This is a genomic window from Anaerococcus porci, assembly GCF_009696575.1.
GTDB lineage: Bacteria > Bacillota > Clostridia > Tissierellales > Peptoniphilaceae > Anaerococcus > Anaerococcus porci.
On sequence record NZ_VULQ01000017.1, the window covers coordinates 1 to 16,280 of the forward strand.

Here is a 16,280-nt window from a genome sequence, read left to right on the forward strand (position 1 = left end):
ATACCCAATGTGTGTAAGCTCTTGGAAAAATAACTGGACTTAAACTTCTCACATATTTCAAATACCCAGAAGGAATAAGAAAACTAATATATACAACAAACGTGATGGAAAACTTCAATAGACAACTGAGAAAAGTAACCAAAAATAAAACAATATTTCCAAATGACTACGCACTACAAAAAAGCTTGTACCTTGCAATGGTATATGCCTCAAGCAAATGGACAAGTAGAATTAGTGGCTGGGATCAAATCTTATCCCAATTATCAATATTTTTTGAAGGGAGGTTTTAAAAACAGGTAAAAAAAACTATAAAATCAGCTGGAAATTTTCATGAAAATTTGACAGTTTATTCAGTTCGTATAAAATTAAAATAAGCTCCATCCTATAGGAATGGACAGATATTGATACATAAAAAATTGTATCAACCCTTACCCATTGATCAGGAGTCAGGTTGATACACAAAACTATTTACAGACCCTAAAGTGCCATCCCATATGGGATGGCTATCTTTATATTATTTTAATAAAACTTTACATAACTTACTTTAACGGCAATAATAAGCAGTTCCCTTTATCTATATAAGCTATAATATCTTACTTCAAACAATTATAAAGAGTTATAGATGGATTAAGATTATAATGCTCTTTATTATAATTTATCAAATTTCAATAATCCTATTATAAAATTTATTATCTAAATTATCATGGCTTATTATAAAGATTATTTTATCATTTGATAGTTTAATAATACTTTCAAGTATATCATTTGAGGATTTCTTATCTATATTACTTGTCACCTCATCTAATATTAATACATTGCTGTTATCCTGTAATGCCCTAGCTAGCGCAATTTTTTGCTTTTCTCCTCCTGAGATATTAGAAGCGTTATCGCTTATTTCTTGGTCTAGTGATTTATATTTTAATATTGATCTTAGCAAAAAATTATCTGTAAATTTGATTTTACTAGGATCATCAATAAGAAGATTATTTAAGAGGCTAGTATTAAATATACTTGCTTCTTGAGGTATATATGAAATTAAATTTCTCAGGTCGTTTTTATTAATTTTATTTATATCTATGCCATTTAAATATATATTTTCAGGCTCGAATATACCTATTAAAGATTTTGCTATAGTTGATTTTCCCTTACCACTTTTTCCTTTAATCCACACTATATCGCCTTTTTTTATATTTTCATTTATATTATAATCTATATTAACATCAGCATTTATTTTTATAGAATTAAGTTTGATTTTTATTTTATCTATTTTATCTATTTTAATGCCTTCTTTATTTTCTTTATTATTATCTAAAAAAGAAATAAAGTCATTAGATGTATTAAAATCTACCTTAGATAAATTTATACTTGTTATAGTAGATAGAGATCCAAAAAACAAAGGTGTTATTATAGTAAAAAATAAAATGTTAGATTTTATATTACTATCACTAGATATGAATAGTATAAAAACCATTATTAATATTTTTACAATATTATTAAATGAATCTATAAGGTTTGATGTTGATTGAGCATATATATTTAAATCGGATATGGATGAATAAACATCAAGAACTGGTTTTTTAACTAAGTTTTTTAATTTAGTAAAAGAAGATTGAGATTTTATAAAATCTGGATTTTTAATTATAGAAAGTACATTTTGCCATCCTTTAGAACTTGTTTCTTGCATATATTTAGACCTATGTTTTAAAACTTTGTTAATATGCCTATAGCTATATACATTAATTAATACAGTTAAAAGCAAGATTAAGAAAACATAAAAATTAGTAAATAATACCATAAGTAAAATTAATAATATTGTAATAATTGAAGAGAAAATTCTTACATTATCTCCTGTCATATAAGAATACCAGCTATTCACACACATTATAATTCTTTCAATAATATTAGTTGATCCTTCCTTTACCAATACTTTGTAATCTAAATCAATAAATTTAGAAAATAAATTCATAAAATTTAGAACATTATAGTCTTTAGCAAACTTTTCTCTCTTATAAATTAATGAAAGATTAACAATAACAGACAACAATAAAGTTATCAATATAATTGTAAATTGATACTTATTAAGAGCTTTAACTTGCCAAATTGATAAGAGTATGGGTACTAATAACATTGTAATAGATTGCAAGATTATTAAAATTGCTATTATTAGTATAAATTTTTTATAATTTTTTTTCACTTTTACCTCTCTTATTTATTAAATTCAAATCAAATCGTAAAACTGGTATACTGTACGATATTCCCTTATAGGAATAAATAATCTGTGATATATTTTTATTAGATGTTTTCTCTCCATATATAATAACGTCATCATTATTAGCACATAATGTATTAATAAATAATTCTGCTGAGCTAGAAGTATTATTATTTACTTTTATAATTATTTTTCTTTTTTTAGTATAATCATAGGCATAAATATTTTTAATGTAAGTTTTATCTTTTGAATAGAATCTTATTAAACTATCCTTTTCTAAAAAAATAGATAAATAAGGAAATATATCATACAACTTACCACCCATATTATCACTCAAATCTAAAACTATATAATCTTTATTATTAACTTCTAAAAATAATTTTATATCTCTTAGATCAGAATTGTTAAAATTATATAAGTATATAATATTATTATCCTCATCAATTATATTCTTTTTGGTAGCTTTAATTATATTAGGCATCATAATAGATGTTGAATAAGTTATATTTGCTTTATCTTTAAGTATTAATTTATAGGTGTTATAATTATTATAAAGTAAATCAGATAAATAGTTAAAATTATCATTTATACATTGTACTTCATCTCCAGGAGCTATAATTTTATAGTTTATATTATTGTTTTCATAAATTACTAATTTATTATTTTTAAGCATAATTTCTATTCCAATCATATGTAATTGATATATATTCCAGTACATATTTGAAGCCATTTATCTTTATTTGAGTAAAATAATGTAATTAAATCTTCAGATTCTATATTAAAATTATTAATATATATTTTACCTATTAAATTTTTAATTTTAATGCTATTCAGAATATTTATCCATTTCTTTTACTAGTTGAATTTTATTATAATCCAAACAATGTTTAGTATTTTTTGCAGGACAGATTACACAATAATTTAAATGAAAATTTTTATGATTTATCGAATCATTAATCCATAGGGATTTTAATTTTCGTATACTTATATTATTAAGATATTGTTTAGCTATTGTACATTTATCAAATCCGATTAAATCTAAAGTAGTATTATCATCAAATTTATCGAGAAAATATTTAATAGCATTCTCTTTATTGCTATAGATTAAATTACTAGCTTTTATTTTAATTAGAATATTATTTATTGTTTCAGTATTTAGATTATCTATCAAAGAAAGTTTTGGTATGTAAATCTGTAAACTTTTAATATCCATTAAGTAATTAGAGAAAATATATACATTATTTTCTTTACTCTCAATTAATTTAACAACTTCCTCATTATTATATAGATTTAAATTTTCAGTTCTTTTAAAAAATTTGGAATTTTTAATATTTAAAAAGAAGTTATTATTTACTCTGCTAATATTTCCTGTAAAAAATCCTAAAAAATTATTTTTAATGGTATTAAAATCTTTTATGGAAAACCAACTGTATTCGTCATATAGTGTACTGCCTTGAAGTAATTCTGTTATACATCTTTCTAAAGCAGTATCAAAATCAAAATGACTTCCAAATTTAATTCGATATTTTCCTTTATAAATAAGTAAAATACATAAAGATTTAATATAATTATTATCATCCCATTTAAAAATATAAATATCACCTTTAAAAAAATTTTTTAAATTAATTAATAGATTATTATTTATGTAGTCTAAAGAGTAACACACTAGATTACATTTTTTTGATAATATATTTTTTATGAATAATCTTTCTCTAATTTCAGAATATGCTTGAACATAAGCCTCATAATAAGTATTTCCAGCAGCCATACCATTTGTGCCTAAAAAGAAATCTAATATGAATGTTGGAATATAAATAAGCTGTTTTGTTTTAGTATTAAAAAAAGGAACAGATATGTATGAATTTTTATAATACTCCTTACAAGTTTCAATAATTAAATTATATAATTTAGTTTCAAACTTATCTTCTAAAATAAGAAAAGTATATATATCAGATTTCAACTCATCAAATGTTCTTTTTTTATATTTTTTAGGTATTATATGCTGTTTTAATAAGACATCAGAATTAATTCTTATAAAAGAATAATTCATAATTCTTTCTAACATTTCGGACTTTCCACTACAAATGGCATCAATTTTTGATTCGCCTTTCCCATTACTTATTAGACCGATATCTCTACATAGGACTTGGTTAGAATAAGAAATACATCTATCCTTTGAAAAATTAATCTTATATTTTAATTTAAGACATCTGAAAATTTTATCTATATTATTATTAGTTTCATAAAAATCTTTATCTTTGAATTTATTATTTTTCATTTGTATTCCTTAACTTTAGCTTTAGTTAGTATTTTTAGAAATGTACACATAAAATCAATATTATCATAAATACTTCCGTATACCCTATATGATATAGCACGACAACCTGATCCGCAGAAATATTTAATATTACAATTATTACATTTATTTATAAAATTAACATTTAAATCTAGAAAGGAATTGACCACTTTACTCTCTTTATAAACATTATTAATATTCTTATCTAAGATATTACATATTTTCATATTTGGATCTATTAAATTTTGACATGGATATATATCTCCGTTAGGATCTATAGCAATTACATTTGAGCAAGCTCCACAGTTTGATAAAACTTGAGTTCCCTCGAAGGTGTCAATATTTTCAATATTATTAGTTGATGGATAATATTTAATTTCGCCTATATTATTAGGTATGCGGGGAATCCAAGTAAATGAAACACCTACATTCTCACTTAATATTCTATTTGTTTTGATATTGTTTTCTTCACCTTTACTTATTACAGATCTTAATAAAATTTTATTTTTTATTTTTGTTGGTAAAGCGTTAATAGTATTAATTAATTTAATGCCATTCAATCCAACTCTATTTATGGATTTATCTGAATCTAAGCTTATTATAATCAAATCAACTTTATCTATTACACTAACATATTTATGTATTAAAGTTCCGTTTGTTAATAAATGAACAGTAATTTTGTTATCTTTTAATATATTTATTATTTTCTCTACATTAGGGTGTAAAAGAGGTTCACCACCAGTTAAAACAACCCTTTCAACTTTATTTGATTTTATAAACTCTATTATGGAGCTCATTACTGTTTTATCTAAATATTTATTAGAGAAGTTATTTTTGTCATAACAATATGTACAATTTAGATTACAATTATGTGTTAGATGTAGGTAAATTTCTTTTAAAGATATTTGCTTCTTTAAGTATTTATTTTTATCTTTATAAATTATTCCAGAATTATATAATTTTTCAAATGCTGAAGTACTTTTTATTTGAGTGATATACTTATTGTTCATGTTAATTTCTTTATTTGAATATTTTTTAGTTAAATTTTCGAGTATATTCAATAAGCTAGAACTAACATACAAAAATTTATGATGATTGGGTGAATAAATTAAATGTATATTTTTATTTTTATTAATTTCAATAAAATCATTTATAAATAATTTCATAATATCTCCTTTAAATTATAGAAACTATATACTGAATTGTTATATTACTGCTGAAAATTAATTCAGTATATAGTTTTATAAGTATTTATTTAGTTTTATTTAATTCCTATTATGCTTCCTCCTCCACCACCAGATCCTGATCATGCTTGTAAGCCACAAAGGCATTGGCATGCTTCTAATTCTTTAGTTAAATCGAAATCAGGTTCAAACGCTAAAATATCATCTAATTTAAATTCGTTTTCATATTATAAATCATTAACATTTATTGACTTTAATTCTTTATTTATATTTTCTACTTTAATGCAGTAATATATATATATATATCAAAATTGTTTTAAATTGTCAAATATAAATAAAAATGGTATAGTGTTTTCAATAGTTGAAAATGAGAAAACTTTTACCTATTTAAATGAGATGATAGAAGAAATGACTTATGATTATATTCTCATAATAAAAAATATTAAAAATTTGATAAATAATGACAAGGACAGAACTATTAAACTTTCTATATTTTATAGAAAATAAATTTATACTTAGATGGGATAGATTTATCTAATATAAGCAAAAGTCCACACAATCCAAAATTAAATTTCAGAAGAAATAAGATAGAACTTCTAGAAAATCGGGACATACTTTATGAAAAAAGAGATAGGGGTGAGATAAGATAAAAAGACTTTATCAAAGAATTTAGACTTAGAAAAGCTACTTTTTACAATATGTTAACTGAATATAAGAAAATTAGGAAAATTAATAGAAATTTAAATAAAAAGTTAAAGTCCATTTAAATAAAATTGCTCCTGAATCTTTAAAAGGGGGGATGAGTTCAGGAGCAATTTTATTTATACACTTTGTTGAGTTTTATTGTTTTGACTTTTCTTTTTTAATTTTTTATAGGAAGCAAAAAGTAGCATACCAACTATTGCATTTACAACTATGGCTCCACCTGGTTTTATATCAAATTGATAGGAAAGTATTAAACCTAGCATCATATAAATAACACCAAGGGTGATAGTTATAAAAAATGTTGCCTTATAAGATTTTGCAACTATTAGACTTGTTGCAACTGGAAGGACTATAAGACTTGTTACCATCAAAGCGCCTATAACCTTTACAGATAAAGCAATAGTTATTGCGGCTAGGAAAGTAAAGACAAAGTCTAAGGATTTTACCTTAACTCCTGAAAGTCTTGCGGTATTTGGATCTATAGCTATGGCAAGTAGGGATGAGTATCTTGATATAGAAAGTGCAAGGACCAAGACAAAAACAATAGATGTATTTATAATATCCATTGTTGTAACAGATGATATTGAACCAAATAGGTAGGATTCAAAAGAGTTACCACCTGGGGCAAAGTCTGAAAGTATGGCTGCGATTCCAAGACCTGTACTCATGATGACTGCCGTTGCCATATCACCATATTGGGGGAATTTCTTTCTAATTAATTCTATTAAAAAAGCTGCAATTACACATATTATTGCAGATCCTAAAAGAGGATCAAATCCAAGTATAAGTCCCATACCAACACCAGCAAGTGCAGTATGTGATAGGGCATCACCTATCATTGATGTTTTTCTATTAACCATAACTATTCCTATTATAGGAATCATTATAGATAATAAAAATCCTAAGATTAGGGCTTTTCTCATAAAGGCAAATTCTAACATTTTACAAGACTCCCTTCTATCATTTCGTAAGTTTTCATATCTATGTCTAAATTCTCCATTTCTTTTAGTTCATGAGTTACCATTATTATGCTTATATTAAATTTTGTTGAAAGAATATTTACAGTTTCAAAGAAATGTTTTTTGCTATCCTTATCAACTCCTGCAGTAGGTTCATCAAGGATTAGAAGTTTAGGTTCGTTTATCATAGCCTTACATATCATAGCTCTTTGGGCAAGTCCACCCGATAATTCGTTTACAGGCGTATTTATATATTTTTCCATGCCCATCTTTTCGATAATTTCACGAGCTTTTTTGTAGTGTTCTTTCTTAGGTATTTTTATAAAACCGAAATCCTCATATAAGTTTAAGGATACAAGTTCTAGGCAGGTTATGGGAAAGGCAATCTTATTTACAATATTTATTTGGGGTACATAGCCTATGTCCCTAAAGGATTTGTAGTCTTCTATTCTTTTACCTAAAATTTCAATAGATCCTTTCAAAGCTTTAATTTCTCCTAGCATAAGCTTTATAAGTGTTGATTTGCCAGATCCATTTCCACCAATTATTATTGTAAAATCACCCATACCAACTTCTAAATTACAATTTTTTAAAACAGGGATTTCATTATAGGCAAAATACAAGTTTTTAATTGATACAGCTTTCATTATTATTCTCCTTATACATTGACTTATAAAGATTTTCTAAGTTCATCTTCATAAGGTCAATGTAATTTAAATTATTTTCTTCTTGCTCTTTGGTTACATATTCCATAGATGCCAAAGGAGATGTTTCGGCTCCTATTTCTTCAGCTAGAGATTTTGCTTGTTTTGGATTTTGTCCATATTCATAAAAGACTGTATTAATATTTTTATCTTCTGAAAACTGAATAGCCTTTTTTATAGTCTTAAGACTTGGACTTTCAAGACTTGTTAGTCCTTGAAGTGGGTATTGAAAAAGATCAAAGTCTCTTGCTATATAAGCATAAGCATAATGAAGGACTAAAAAGTTTCTATTATCCTTATCGATATTTGAGAATTTTTCTTTATATTCAGCCTCAATGTTAGTTAATTGATCTACGTATTTTAGCTTGTTTTTTCTATAAATTCTTTCATTTTCTGGATATTTTTCAATTAACTTTTCATTTATAGCATTTAAATATTTTTTTGCATTTACAACTGAAAGCCAAGAGTGGGGATCATAGGTAATCTTATCAAATCCTGATGAAGAACCCTCCATCAAAGATTCTTCCTTACCTTCATCTTTTAAAAATTTTCCATCACTTCCTACAATATTGTATGGAAGAAGGTCTTCTGTTATCCTATCTGATATAAAAATCCACTTTCCAGATTTTGGAACATTAAAGAAAATTTCTCCATATTCATGTCCCATCTCAAGTCCATATACTTTTCCTTCTTCAAGGTCTATGGTTTCTTTTTGATGAATTAATTCACCTTTCTGGCTCATTACTTCCTTACATTTTTTGATTAAATCTTCACCAGTAATCCCTTCGTCTTTTATAAAGGCAACTCTCATCATATCCTCATGAGTATGACCAAAGTCAATCTTATTTTTACCCTTATCTAAATCAATTCTTGCCATATATTGGAAATCTCCAATACTTGCAGCACCCTTATAAGTTATAAGTTCTGCGGAATCAGATAGGGTTAGGATATCAAGATTAGGTAAGTTCTCTCTAACCTTATCAACCCAAGCTTCCATATTGGCTCCATTTACAACTAAAAGATCACATTTGGCAAGCTTTTTCATATCCCTTGGACTAGGTTCCCAAAGATGAGGTTGTTTATCAAGTGGCATAAATGATTTGACCTCTGCAGTATCTCCTACAATCATCTCAGTCATATTATTTACTGGATAAAAAGAAGTATAAATCAAAGGCTTATCAGTTTTTTTATTAGAATTTTTACCACATCCACTAGCTATAAGAAGAAATATAAATAAAAGAGCAAATATATTTCTTTTTTTCATTTTATCTCCTTAGAAAAAGAGCTGTTGGAAATTAGATCCAACAGCTTTTACATATTATTCTGTAATTTCATCTATTATTTGTTGGTCTGTTGTACTTGGTTTAACAAAAGTTGGATACCAGCCTTCTTCTTGTAATAGTTTGTCTTTGTCATCACCATATCTCATGTGGAAATGGGTTAGACTTTCTTCACCGTGAATTGGCATCATAAGAAGGTATTTGTAAGGAGCATCTTCATTTTTTGCTTCAAAAATATCCCATTCCATCTTGTATCCACCATGTTCTACTTCTTGTTTTCCTACGAACTTATAAACGCCTTTTCCTTTAAGCTCAGGGTTCTTGTCAGGAAAATCATTTAAAAATTCTACTTCATCTCCCTTAATTCTAAGTCCACCAAAGTCACAGTGTCTTTTTTTAAGATAGTTTTCCTTCGCTCCATTTTCATCGATTTTTTCATTTTCAGCTAAAGTTTTGAAAGCTGGTTGGATTTCTTTCTTGTCAAGATATCCCCCCATATCATTCCATTCGCCCTCCCAGTCTGATAGAGATACTTCTGTTTTCTTTTCACCTTCTTTTTCATCTTTATCTTTATTACTTTTATTATCTTCCTTTGATGTACTTGATTTATCTTCTTTTTTAGAGCTTTGTGTAACAGAAGGTTCATTTGAAGGATTATCCTTACTTGTATTATTTTGACATGCAGTCATAACAAGACCTAAAGATAAGGCTGCTATAAGAGCAAACTTCTTTTTATTGTTCATAAATTTTCTCCTTTTTAAAAATAATATATAGTTAACAAATGCAATTGTTATGTTCAAGACTATATTACCAAGGAAAAAGATAATTGTCAATAATGATTTGCATTATCATATAAAAATTAATTTTTAATTAATTTTTATATTTAGATAAAGATAAAAGCAAATTAAAATAACAAAATTATTTAAATACTTATAATATAAGAGCTAATATTAATAATTTATTTTGAAATAATAGTGAAAAATTATTTTTTTGATAATTTAAAAGTGTATAAGTATGTGTTATTATAAAATCAAGTGTTAATATATATTTAAATAGCTAAATATAAAGGAATAAAAGTATATTTAAAAACTAAGGAGGAGATATGGAGAATAGAAAAATTTTTAGATCTTTAAATATATTATTTGTAATATTAGCCATATTTTTATGGTTTTATCTTGCAAAAGTAGGTAAAAATAGAGAACTTGTCTTTCTTCCTTTAATACCAGTTTTTGCATCTTTCATATTTTTGAGAAAATATAAGGATTAAGATTAATGGATTTAGTTTGAAGATAATTAAAAAAGGTTTGGAAGCTTAACTCTCCAAGTCTTTTACTTTAGACATAAAGTTTTTTATTTTCTCTAGCTCATCTTTTTTAAAATTTAAATCAAAATAAGTTCCGTAAGCCCTTATTCTTAAAATAAGATAGGATTTTTTATCAATTATTTCAAAATTTTTAATATCCCTGTATTCTATAAATTGACTAAGAAAGGGTGATCCCTTTATCACATAAAGTCCACCAGAACTGAGGCCTTGAAGTTTTATATTCAATTGAAAAAGTATGGATATTAAACTTACTATTAAAAAATCTATGAATGTAGGAGAATATTTATAGATTATCAAAAGTAAGATTAGAAAAAGTCCCAGGCTTATAATAGAAAATATATACCTTGAAAAGGCTAATAATTCAATCTTTTTTCTTATCTTCATAAGGTAAATAATACCAAAAATCAAAAGACAAATAATTATATATTTCATAAGAACTCCTCTAATCTTTAATACTTTTTATTTATATTTACTATATAATAAAAGCCTTATAAGTTAAAAGCGATATAAAGTGACCACAAAAAGTTGGACTTTTTATCAGAGATATTTAGAAATATTTGTATTTGTTTTTTTATATCCTAAATATCTTTCTATAGGAGAAAATTGTAGCTATACTGCATTTGGTTTTCCGAACTTAAATATCTAAGTTTTATCTTTATTCTTTCCTTAATTTATATTACTAGTTACTTCGTCCAATATTATCAAACCACTATCACGAATAATGCCATTCTATAACAATTTTTTGTTTTTTTATTCTGATATTGGATGCATTATCGCTTATATTTTTATCTAAAGATTCGTTATATATAAAAGTTTTTATTTTCTAATTTGAGTAATTTTCTTTTTAAATCAAGTCCGTAAAGATATCCTCCAAGTCCTTTTTGAGAAAGAACCCTGTGGCAGGGTACTCTTATTACAAGTGGATTTTTGCCACAAGCAGAACCTATAGCCCTATAGGCTTTAGAGTCTAAAGACTGCCCTATTTCTTTGTAGGTTATAGTTTTTCCATAGGGAATTTCTAAAAGTTTTTCCCAAACTCTTTTTTGAAAATCAGTCCCCTTAAGTTTTATAGGAAAGGAAAATTTTTTTAATTTTCCATCAAGATAAAGGGTGATTTCCCTAAAGGCATAGTCAGATACAAGGGAGGGTTTGTTGTCTTTTTCAACCTTTTCTACTAATTTTATCTCATTAACTATATCCTCATATCCTATTTCAAAAATAAGGTCATCTTTTTTATAGTAGGCTCTCATTTTACTTTACATCCTCTAAGAAAGGAAAAATTGAATCATTGTTTACAAGAATAAATATTCTAGATTCATAATCATCTATATACTTATGTCCTCCACGACGATTTATCCATTCATTTACTTGATTACTCATTTCACTTCTTTTTCTTTTTGGAAGATATAGGGTAAATTTTTTACTTAGCTTATCATCATTATCTTTTGCTTCTAGACCATGAGGCATTTTATAATACTCGATTTTTTTATCCGCTTTAGAATCAACTTCTCCAGTAGGGCTGGTTACTTTAAAATCTTCCAAGTTAAGAATATAAGTTGTATCATTTACTTTTTTATCTAGGCTAAATCTACCCTTTCCTTCTGAAATATACCTTACACTAGCATCATCGTCTAAATATTTTATGGTAAAATTTCCTTTATTGTCTGTAAATATAAGTTCTGTTGACCAGTCACCTGTCCCAGAGCTTAGGATGAATTTCTTTTGGTCTAGTTCTTTTATAATAGCAGGTGTTTTATTAGAATTTTCATCCCCTTTATCATTGGCATCAATATAGATATTATTGTTAGTGTCTATATTTATCCCATATTCCTTAGGATCTATCCCATATTTTTTAAACTCACTTATATCTATATGCATATTGATATTATCAAGCATAAGGTCTTGGAAGTAGTTTTTTTCTCCTCTTATATCTTTTATATCTTCTAATTTACTAGCCTTTGAAATAAAAGGTACTAGTAAAAGAAGACTTGTTATTAATAATTTTTTATGTTTCATTATTAGCTCCTATTTCTCAAATTCTAAAAAGTAAGTAGAACCTGGTTTATCATTAAGTTTATGTCCTATTAGAAAAACTCCTATTTTTTCGTTTGAATCAAACTTTGTTTCAGAGTTTTCTCTTCTCATCATTTTTATAAAACTAATGGCATCTTCACTCAAATCAGAATATTTTGTTTCAGGTAGATAGAGAGTATAATCACTTCCTACATCTTCTTTTGGCATAGCTATAGAATCAGTATAGTGGAAGGTGTTATCATAGCCATTTATTTTAATATTTTTTTCTTCTCCCACATTTATATCAGAATCTAGTCTTTGAAGAGTTAGGTTGTAAGAAGTATCTGATAGTTTTTTTGTAATATCAAACTTTCCATTATAAAGAGCGATTGATACGTGTCCACCATTTCCACCCTTTTCTACGCCATCAAAGTATCCATCCCTATAAAAGTAAAGAGCTTCTACCATAGACCCACCTTTTATATTGAATTTTACACCCTTTAGCCTATCATATATATCTTGGTATTGACCATTTCTTTTTATATCACTTTTAACTTTTTTATCTTGTTTTTCATCCTTATTAGATACTAATCTATCATTGATATCTTTTTTATCAGTTTTTAACCTATTTTTTATATCTTTCTTGCTAGAAATATCATTCTTAACTTCAATAGAAGAATCATTATCTATTTTGTTTTTATTCCCCTTACAAGAGCTCAGAACAAGCCCTAAAAAAAGGATTGTGAGTAATTTCTTTCTCATAAGTCACTCCTTTTATTTCTTTCTTATATTTTAAGGCTTATGTGAGATTTTTACAAATATCTTTAAAATTATAGGAAAATTGATAAAATAATTAATTATTGAAATAGTTTGGGTATAATTATAGTTAGTAGTTTATAAGGATTTTGGAGGATAAGACCATGAATTATTATGAAAAAAGAGATTTAATAATCTCCTATATTAAAAAGGGAGAAAAAGGAAAAGATGAGTATAAAACTGGTCTAGAAATGGAACATTTTACTATAGATAAGGAAAGTCTTGACTCTTATGATTATTTTGGTGATAAGGGAGTAGGGGATACCTTAAAAAGACTAAAAGATATGGGCTTTAGTGTAGAAAGCGAGGAAGAAGGTTATATACTAGGACTAAGACATGATGATGTTGCTATTAACCTTGAGCCAGCAGGTCAATTTGAACTTGCTATAGATGCAAAGAAAAGTCTAAAAGATTTGGATGAATCTTATAAAAAAATAATGAAAGATATTATCCCTATATATGAACAAAAGGGTCAATATCTTTTAACTTTAGGCTATCATCCAAAAACTAAGGTAAGAGATTTAAATATAATACCTAAGGATAGGTATAGGTATATGCAAGAATACTTTTTAAAATATGGAGGAAAGACTTCAATAAATATGATGAGAGGGTCTGCTAGTGTCCAAACAGCCATTGACTTTTCTGATGAAGAAGATTTTAAAAAGAAATTTTTCGTAGCAAATGCGCTATCTTCATTTATGTATACTCTTTATGATAATTCTTATATATTTGAAGGCAAAGCTTATAAATATAGAAACCTTCGCCAACAAATATGGGAATATTGTGATCCACAAAGGACAGGAGTCTATGACTTTGCCTTTGATGATGACTTATCATATGGAAAATATGCAGATAAGATTTTAAATACAGATATTATCTTTATTAATAAGGATGGAGAAGATATATACAAGGGTGCTACTAAGTTTTCTGAAATATTAGATGAAGATTCATCAGATAAGATGATATTTCATGCCTTATCCATAGTATTTCCAGATGTAAGAACCAAAAGATATATAGAAATAAGGATGCCAGATGCTGTGCCTTACCCATATAATCTTTCATTTGCAGCCTTAATGAAAGGACTTTTTTACAATGAAGAAAATTTAAATAAGTTAAGAGAAGAATTTTCAAATATGACCTATACAAAGTGTGAAAAACTTAAAAAAGATACAAAATATAAGGGATTTTTTGCGAAATATGATGGTAAAAAGGTTTATGAATGGCTAGATTACCTAATAGCTTTAGCCTCAAATGGACTTTCAGATGATGAAAAATCTTACCTTGATTGTATTAAAAATTTAGTGGATGAAAAAGAAAGTCTAAGAGATAAGTTTAAAAAAATATATGATGAAGATCCAAAAAAGGCAGTAGAAAGATTTTCTGTAAATTACAGATTAGGAGATATTGATGCCTAAGCTTAAAAAAGCTTATGAATGTAAAAACTGTGGCCATGTTCAAAATGTATGGGCAGGAAAGTGTCCTGAGTGTGGCAAGTGGGGAAGTCTTATAGAAAAGACTGTTACAAAAGAAAGTCAAAAAGCTAAAAATACTTCCTTAACCCTTGATGATTCGAATCAGGCAAGGCTTTTATCTGATATAAGGGTAGACGAATCTGAAAGGATAAAATCATCCTATGATGAGTTTGACAGGGCAATAGGTGGTGGTCTTGTAAAAGATTCTGTATCAATTCTTACAGCAAGGCCAGGTGCTGGTAAATCAACCCTTTTATTGCAACTTTCAGCATCTTTTGCCAAAAAGGGAATAAGGGTTATGTATATATCAGGAGAGGAATCTGAAAGTCAAATTAAATCAAGGGCGGATAGGATAATAGGAGATATCTCCAAAAATATTTGGATTTTATCTACAAACTCTATGGATCTTGCTATAAGGGAGATTGAAAAAAGAGATGTTCAAATTATTATCCTAGATTCTATTCAAACTTTCGCCTTGGCTGAGTTTGACAATAAACAAGGTTCTCCTACTCAAAGCGTAGAGTGTGCCAATAAGTGTGTAGAAATTGCCAAAAATCCCGAAAATAAAAGGGCTTTTATAATGGTAGGACATATGAACAAAACAGGTGAGATGGCTGGTTTAAGAACACTTGAACATTTGGTTGATACAGTATTAGTTCTTGATGGAGAAAGCGAAGAGGACTTAAGGATGCTTACTGCAACTAAAAATAGGTTTGGACCAACTGGTGAAGTTGGACTTTTTTCGATGCAAGAAGAAGGCCTAATAGAGATAACAAACCCATCAGAATATTTTATAACAGAAAGAGATGAATCTATAGAAGGTTCTGCAATTTCAGTTATGAAAGAGGGTACGAGGCTTCTTGAAGTTGAAATAGAATCTTTAGTTTCAAAGTCTTTTATGCCATATCCACAAAGGATAGGAGATAGTCTTAGGAAAGATCAGCTTAATACCCTAATTTCAATCTTACAAGAAAGAGCAGGAATAAATCTTTTTGATGAAAATGTAATAATAAAGGCAACAGGAGGACTTAAATTAAGAGAGCAATCAGTAAACCTTGCTATAATGGTTTCAATTGCATCATCTTATCTTAAAAAACCTATAGACAATAAGACAGTCTTTATAGCTGAGGTTGGTCTTACAGGAGAGCTTAAAAAAGTTCCTCAAATAAGGTCTAGGTTAAAAGAGCTTGAAAGATTGGGCTATAAAAGAGCATATATTGCAAGAAATTCAGTTGATAAGAAAGATTTTAAAACTTTAGAGATAAAAGATATGAAAAATATTAGAGAAGTTATAGGAGATATTTTTTCCTAATATTTG

General features: G+C 26.8%; 16 protein-coding genes and 1 pseudogene. 5 read left to right on the top strand and 12 right to left on the bottom strand.

Features of this window, described 5'->3' with window-relative positions:
- Positions 1-290 (top strand): annotated as a pseudogene (locus FYJ26_RS09770) (transposase); the annotation flags it as partial.
- Between the two features lie 368 nt (positions 291-658).
- Here the strand turns inward: FYJ26_RS09770 and FYJ26_RS11380 are convergent.
- The 4 genes from FYJ26_RS11380 to FYJ26_RS09790 all read right to left on the bottom strand — a co-directional run bounded on the left by FYJ26_RS11380 (position 659) and on the right by FYJ26_RS09790 (position 5,671).
- Positions 659-2,194, bottom strand: coding sequence for an ATP-binding cassette domain-containing protein (locus tag FYJ26_RS11380; protein ID WP_154541943.1), 1,536 nt, complete (start codon positions 2,192-2,194; stop codon positions 659-661).
- Positions 2,178-2,900 (bottom strand): S41 family peptidase, encoded by a 723-nt coding sequence (locus FYJ26_RS09780; RefSeq protein ID WP_229771250.1) that lies wholly within the window; start codon positions 2,898-2,900, stop codon positions 2,178-2,180. Before FYJ26_RS09780 ends, FYJ26_RS11380 begins: the two co-directional genes overlap by 17 nt.
- Before the next feature lie 135 nt (positions 2,901-3,035).
- Positions 3,036-4,487 carry a YcaO-like family protein gene (locus FYJ26_RS09785; RefSeq protein ID WP_154541946.1) on the bottom strand — a complete coding sequence of 484 codons (1,452 nt, stop codon included), beginning with the start codon at positions 4,485-4,487 and terminating at the stop codon, positions 3,036-3,038.
- Entirely contained in the window at positions 4,484-5,671 is a 1,188-nt protein-coding gene (locus tag FYJ26_RS09790; protein WP_154541947.1) for a radical SAM/SPASM domain-containing protein, read from the bottom strand. Before FYJ26_RS09790 ends, FYJ26_RS09785 begins: the two co-directional genes overlap by 4 nt.
- 339 nt (positions 5,672-6,010) lie before the next feature.
- Between FYJ26_RS09790 and FYJ26_RS10840 the strand changes: the two genes are divergently transcribed.
- On the top strand, positions 6,011-6,196 hold the full coding sequence (locus FYJ26_RS10840) for a hypothetical protein (protein WP_195837858.1): 186 nt from the start codon (positions 6,011-6,013) through the stop codon (positions 6,194-6,196).
- Positions 6,197-6,510: 314 nt separating this feature from the next.
- Here the strand turns inward: FYJ26_RS10840 and FYJ26_RS09795 are convergent, their stop codons facing one another.
- Genes FYJ26_RS09795 through FYJ26_RS09810 form a run of 4 tightly spaced genes read right to left on the bottom strand, consistent with a single transcriptional unit; the run spans position 6,511 to position 10,080 of the window.
- Positions 6,511-7,335 carry a metal ABC transporter permease gene (locus tag FYJ26_RS09795; protein ID WP_154541948.1) on the bottom strand — a complete coding sequence of 275 codons (825 nt, stop codon included), beginning with the start codon at positions 7,333-7,335 and terminating at the stop codon, positions 6,511-6,513.
- Positions 7,329-8,000, bottom strand: a complete 672-nt coding sequence (locus FYJ26_RS09800; protein ID WP_154541949.1) for a metal ABC transporter ATP-binding protein — start codon at positions 7,998-8,000, stop codon at positions 7,329-7,331. Before FYJ26_RS09800 ends, FYJ26_RS09795 begins: the two co-directional genes overlap by 7 nt.
- Complete coding sequence (locus FYJ26_RS09805) at positions 7,981-9,321, bottom strand: metal ABC transporter substrate-binding protein (protein ID WP_154541950.1); 1,341 nt, start codon at positions 9,319-9,321, stop codon at positions 7,981-7,983. The genes FYJ26_RS09800 and FYJ26_RS09805 overlap by 20 nt, the downstream gene beginning before the upstream one ends.
- Before the next feature lie 54 nt (positions 9,322-9,375).
- Positions 9,376-10,080 (bottom strand): ZinT/AdcA family metal-binding protein, encoded by a 705-nt coding sequence (locus tag FYJ26_RS09810; RefSeq protein WP_154541951.1) that lies wholly within the window; start codon positions 10,078-10,080, stop codon positions 9,376-9,378.
- Between the two features lie 359 nt (positions 10,081-10,439).
- Here FYJ26_RS09810 and FYJ26_RS09815 point away from each other — a divergent pair, with 359 nt between their 5' ends.
- The gene (locus tag FYJ26_RS09815) at positions 10,440-10,604 is read left to right on the top strand and encodes a hypothetical protein (RefSeq protein WP_154541952.1); all 165 of its coding nucleotides are present in this window, start codon (positions 10,440-10,442) and stop codon (positions 10,602-10,604) included.
- Between the two features lie 45 nt (positions 10,605-10,649).
- Here the strand turns inward: FYJ26_RS09815 and FYJ26_RS09820 are convergent, their stop codons facing one another.
- From FYJ26_RS09820 to FYJ26_RS09835, 4 genes are all read right to left on the bottom strand, one after another.
- Positions 10,650-11,093, bottom strand: a complete 444-nt coding sequence (locus FYJ26_RS09820; RefSeq protein WP_154541953.1) for a hypothetical protein — start codon at positions 11,091-11,093, stop codon at positions 10,650-10,652.
- Between the two features lie 368 nt (positions 11,094-11,461).
- Positions 11,462-11,911 carry a methylated-DNA--[protein]-cysteine S-methyltransferase gene (locus FYJ26_RS09825; protein WP_154541954.1) on the bottom strand — a complete coding sequence of 150 codons (450 nt, stop codon included), beginning with the start codon at positions 11,909-11,911 and terminating at the stop codon, positions 11,462-11,464.
- A 1-nt stretch (position 11,912) separates the two neighbouring features.
- A complete protein-coding gene (locus FYJ26_RS09830; protein WP_154541955.1) occupies positions 11,913-12,677 on the bottom strand; it encodes a hypothetical protein in 765 nt (254 codons plus the stop codon).
- A gap of 9 nt (positions 12,678-12,686) precedes the next feature.
- A complete protein-coding gene (locus tag FYJ26_RS09835) occupies positions 12,687-13,436 on the bottom strand; it encodes a hypothetical protein (RefSeq protein WP_154541956.1) in 750 nt (249 codons plus the stop codon).
- Between the two features lie 158 nt (positions 13,437-13,594).
- On the opposite strand from FYJ26_RS09835, the gene FYJ26_RS09840 reads away from it, so the two are divergent.
- On the top strand, positions 13,595-14,905 hold the full coding sequence (locus tag FYJ26_RS09840; RefSeq protein ID WP_154541958.1) for a glutamate-cysteine ligase family protein: 1,311 nt from the start codon (positions 13,595-13,597) through the stop codon (positions 14,903-14,905).
- Entirely contained in the window at positions 14,898-16,274 is a 1,377-nt protein-coding gene (radA, locus tag FYJ26_RS09845) for a DNA repair protein RadA (RefSeq protein WP_154541960.1), read from the top strand. Before FYJ26_RS09840 ends, radA begins: the two co-directional genes overlap by 8 nt.
- Positions 16,275-16,280: the final 6 nt, after the last annotated feature.

Bases quoted from the DNA above. Each gene is read 5' to 3' on its own strand.
- FYJ26_RS09825 (WP_154541954.1), bottom strand. From the start codon at position 11,911: ATGAGAGCCTACTATAAAAAAGATGACCTTATTTTTGAAATAGGATAT.
- FYJ26_RS09790 (WP_154541947.1), bottom strand. From the start codon at position 5,671: ATGAAATTATTTATAAATGATTTTATTGAAATTAATAAAAATAAAAAT.
- FYJ26_RS09800 (WP_154541949.1), bottom strand. From the start codon at position 8,000: ATGAAAGCTGTATCAATTAAAAACTTGTATTTTGCCTATAATGAAATC.
- FYJ26_RS09815 (WP_154541952.1), top strand. From the start codon at position 10,440: ATGGAGAATAGAAAAATTTTTAGATCTTTAAATATATTATTTGTAATA.
- FYJ26_RS09840 (WP_154541958.1), top strand. From the start codon at position 13,595: ATGAATTATTATGAAAAAAGAGATTTAATAATCTCCTATATTAAAAAG.
- FYJ26_RS09810 (WP_154541951.1), bottom strand. From the start codon at position 10,080: ATGAACAATAAAAAGAAGTTTGCTCTTATAGCAGCCTTATCTTTAGGT.
- FYJ26_RS09805 (WP_154541950.1), bottom strand. From the start codon at position 9,321: ATGAAAAAAAGAAATATATTTGCTCTTTTATTTATATTTCTTCTTATA.
- FYJ26_RS09835 (WP_154541956.1), bottom strand. From the start codon at position 13,436: ATGAGAAAGAAATTACTCACAATCCTTTTTTTAGGGCTTGTTCTGAGC.
- FYJ26_RS09820 (WP_154541953.1), bottom strand. From the start codon at position 11,093: ATGAAATATATAATTATTTGTCTTTTGATTTTTGGTATTATTTACCTT.
- FYJ26_RS09780 (WP_229771250.1), bottom strand. From the start codon at position 2,900: ATGATTGGAATAGAAATTATGCTTAAAAATAATAAATTAGTAATTTAT.
- FYJ26_RS09785 (WP_154541946.1), bottom strand. From the start codon at position 4,487: ATGAAAAATAATAAATTCAAAGATAAAGATTTTTATGAAACTAATAAT.
- FYJ26_RS09830 (WP_154541955.1), bottom strand. From the start codon at position 12,677: ATGAAACATAAAAAATTATTAATAACAAGTCTTCTTTTACTAGTACCT.
- FYJ26_RS09795 (WP_154541948.1), bottom strand. From the start codon at position 7,335: ATGTTAGAATTTGCCTTTATGAGAAAAGCCCTAATCTTAGGATTTTTA.
- radA (WP_154541960.1), top strand. From the start codon at position 14,898: ATGCCTAAGCTTAAAAAAGCTTATGAATGTAAAAACTGTGGCCATGTT.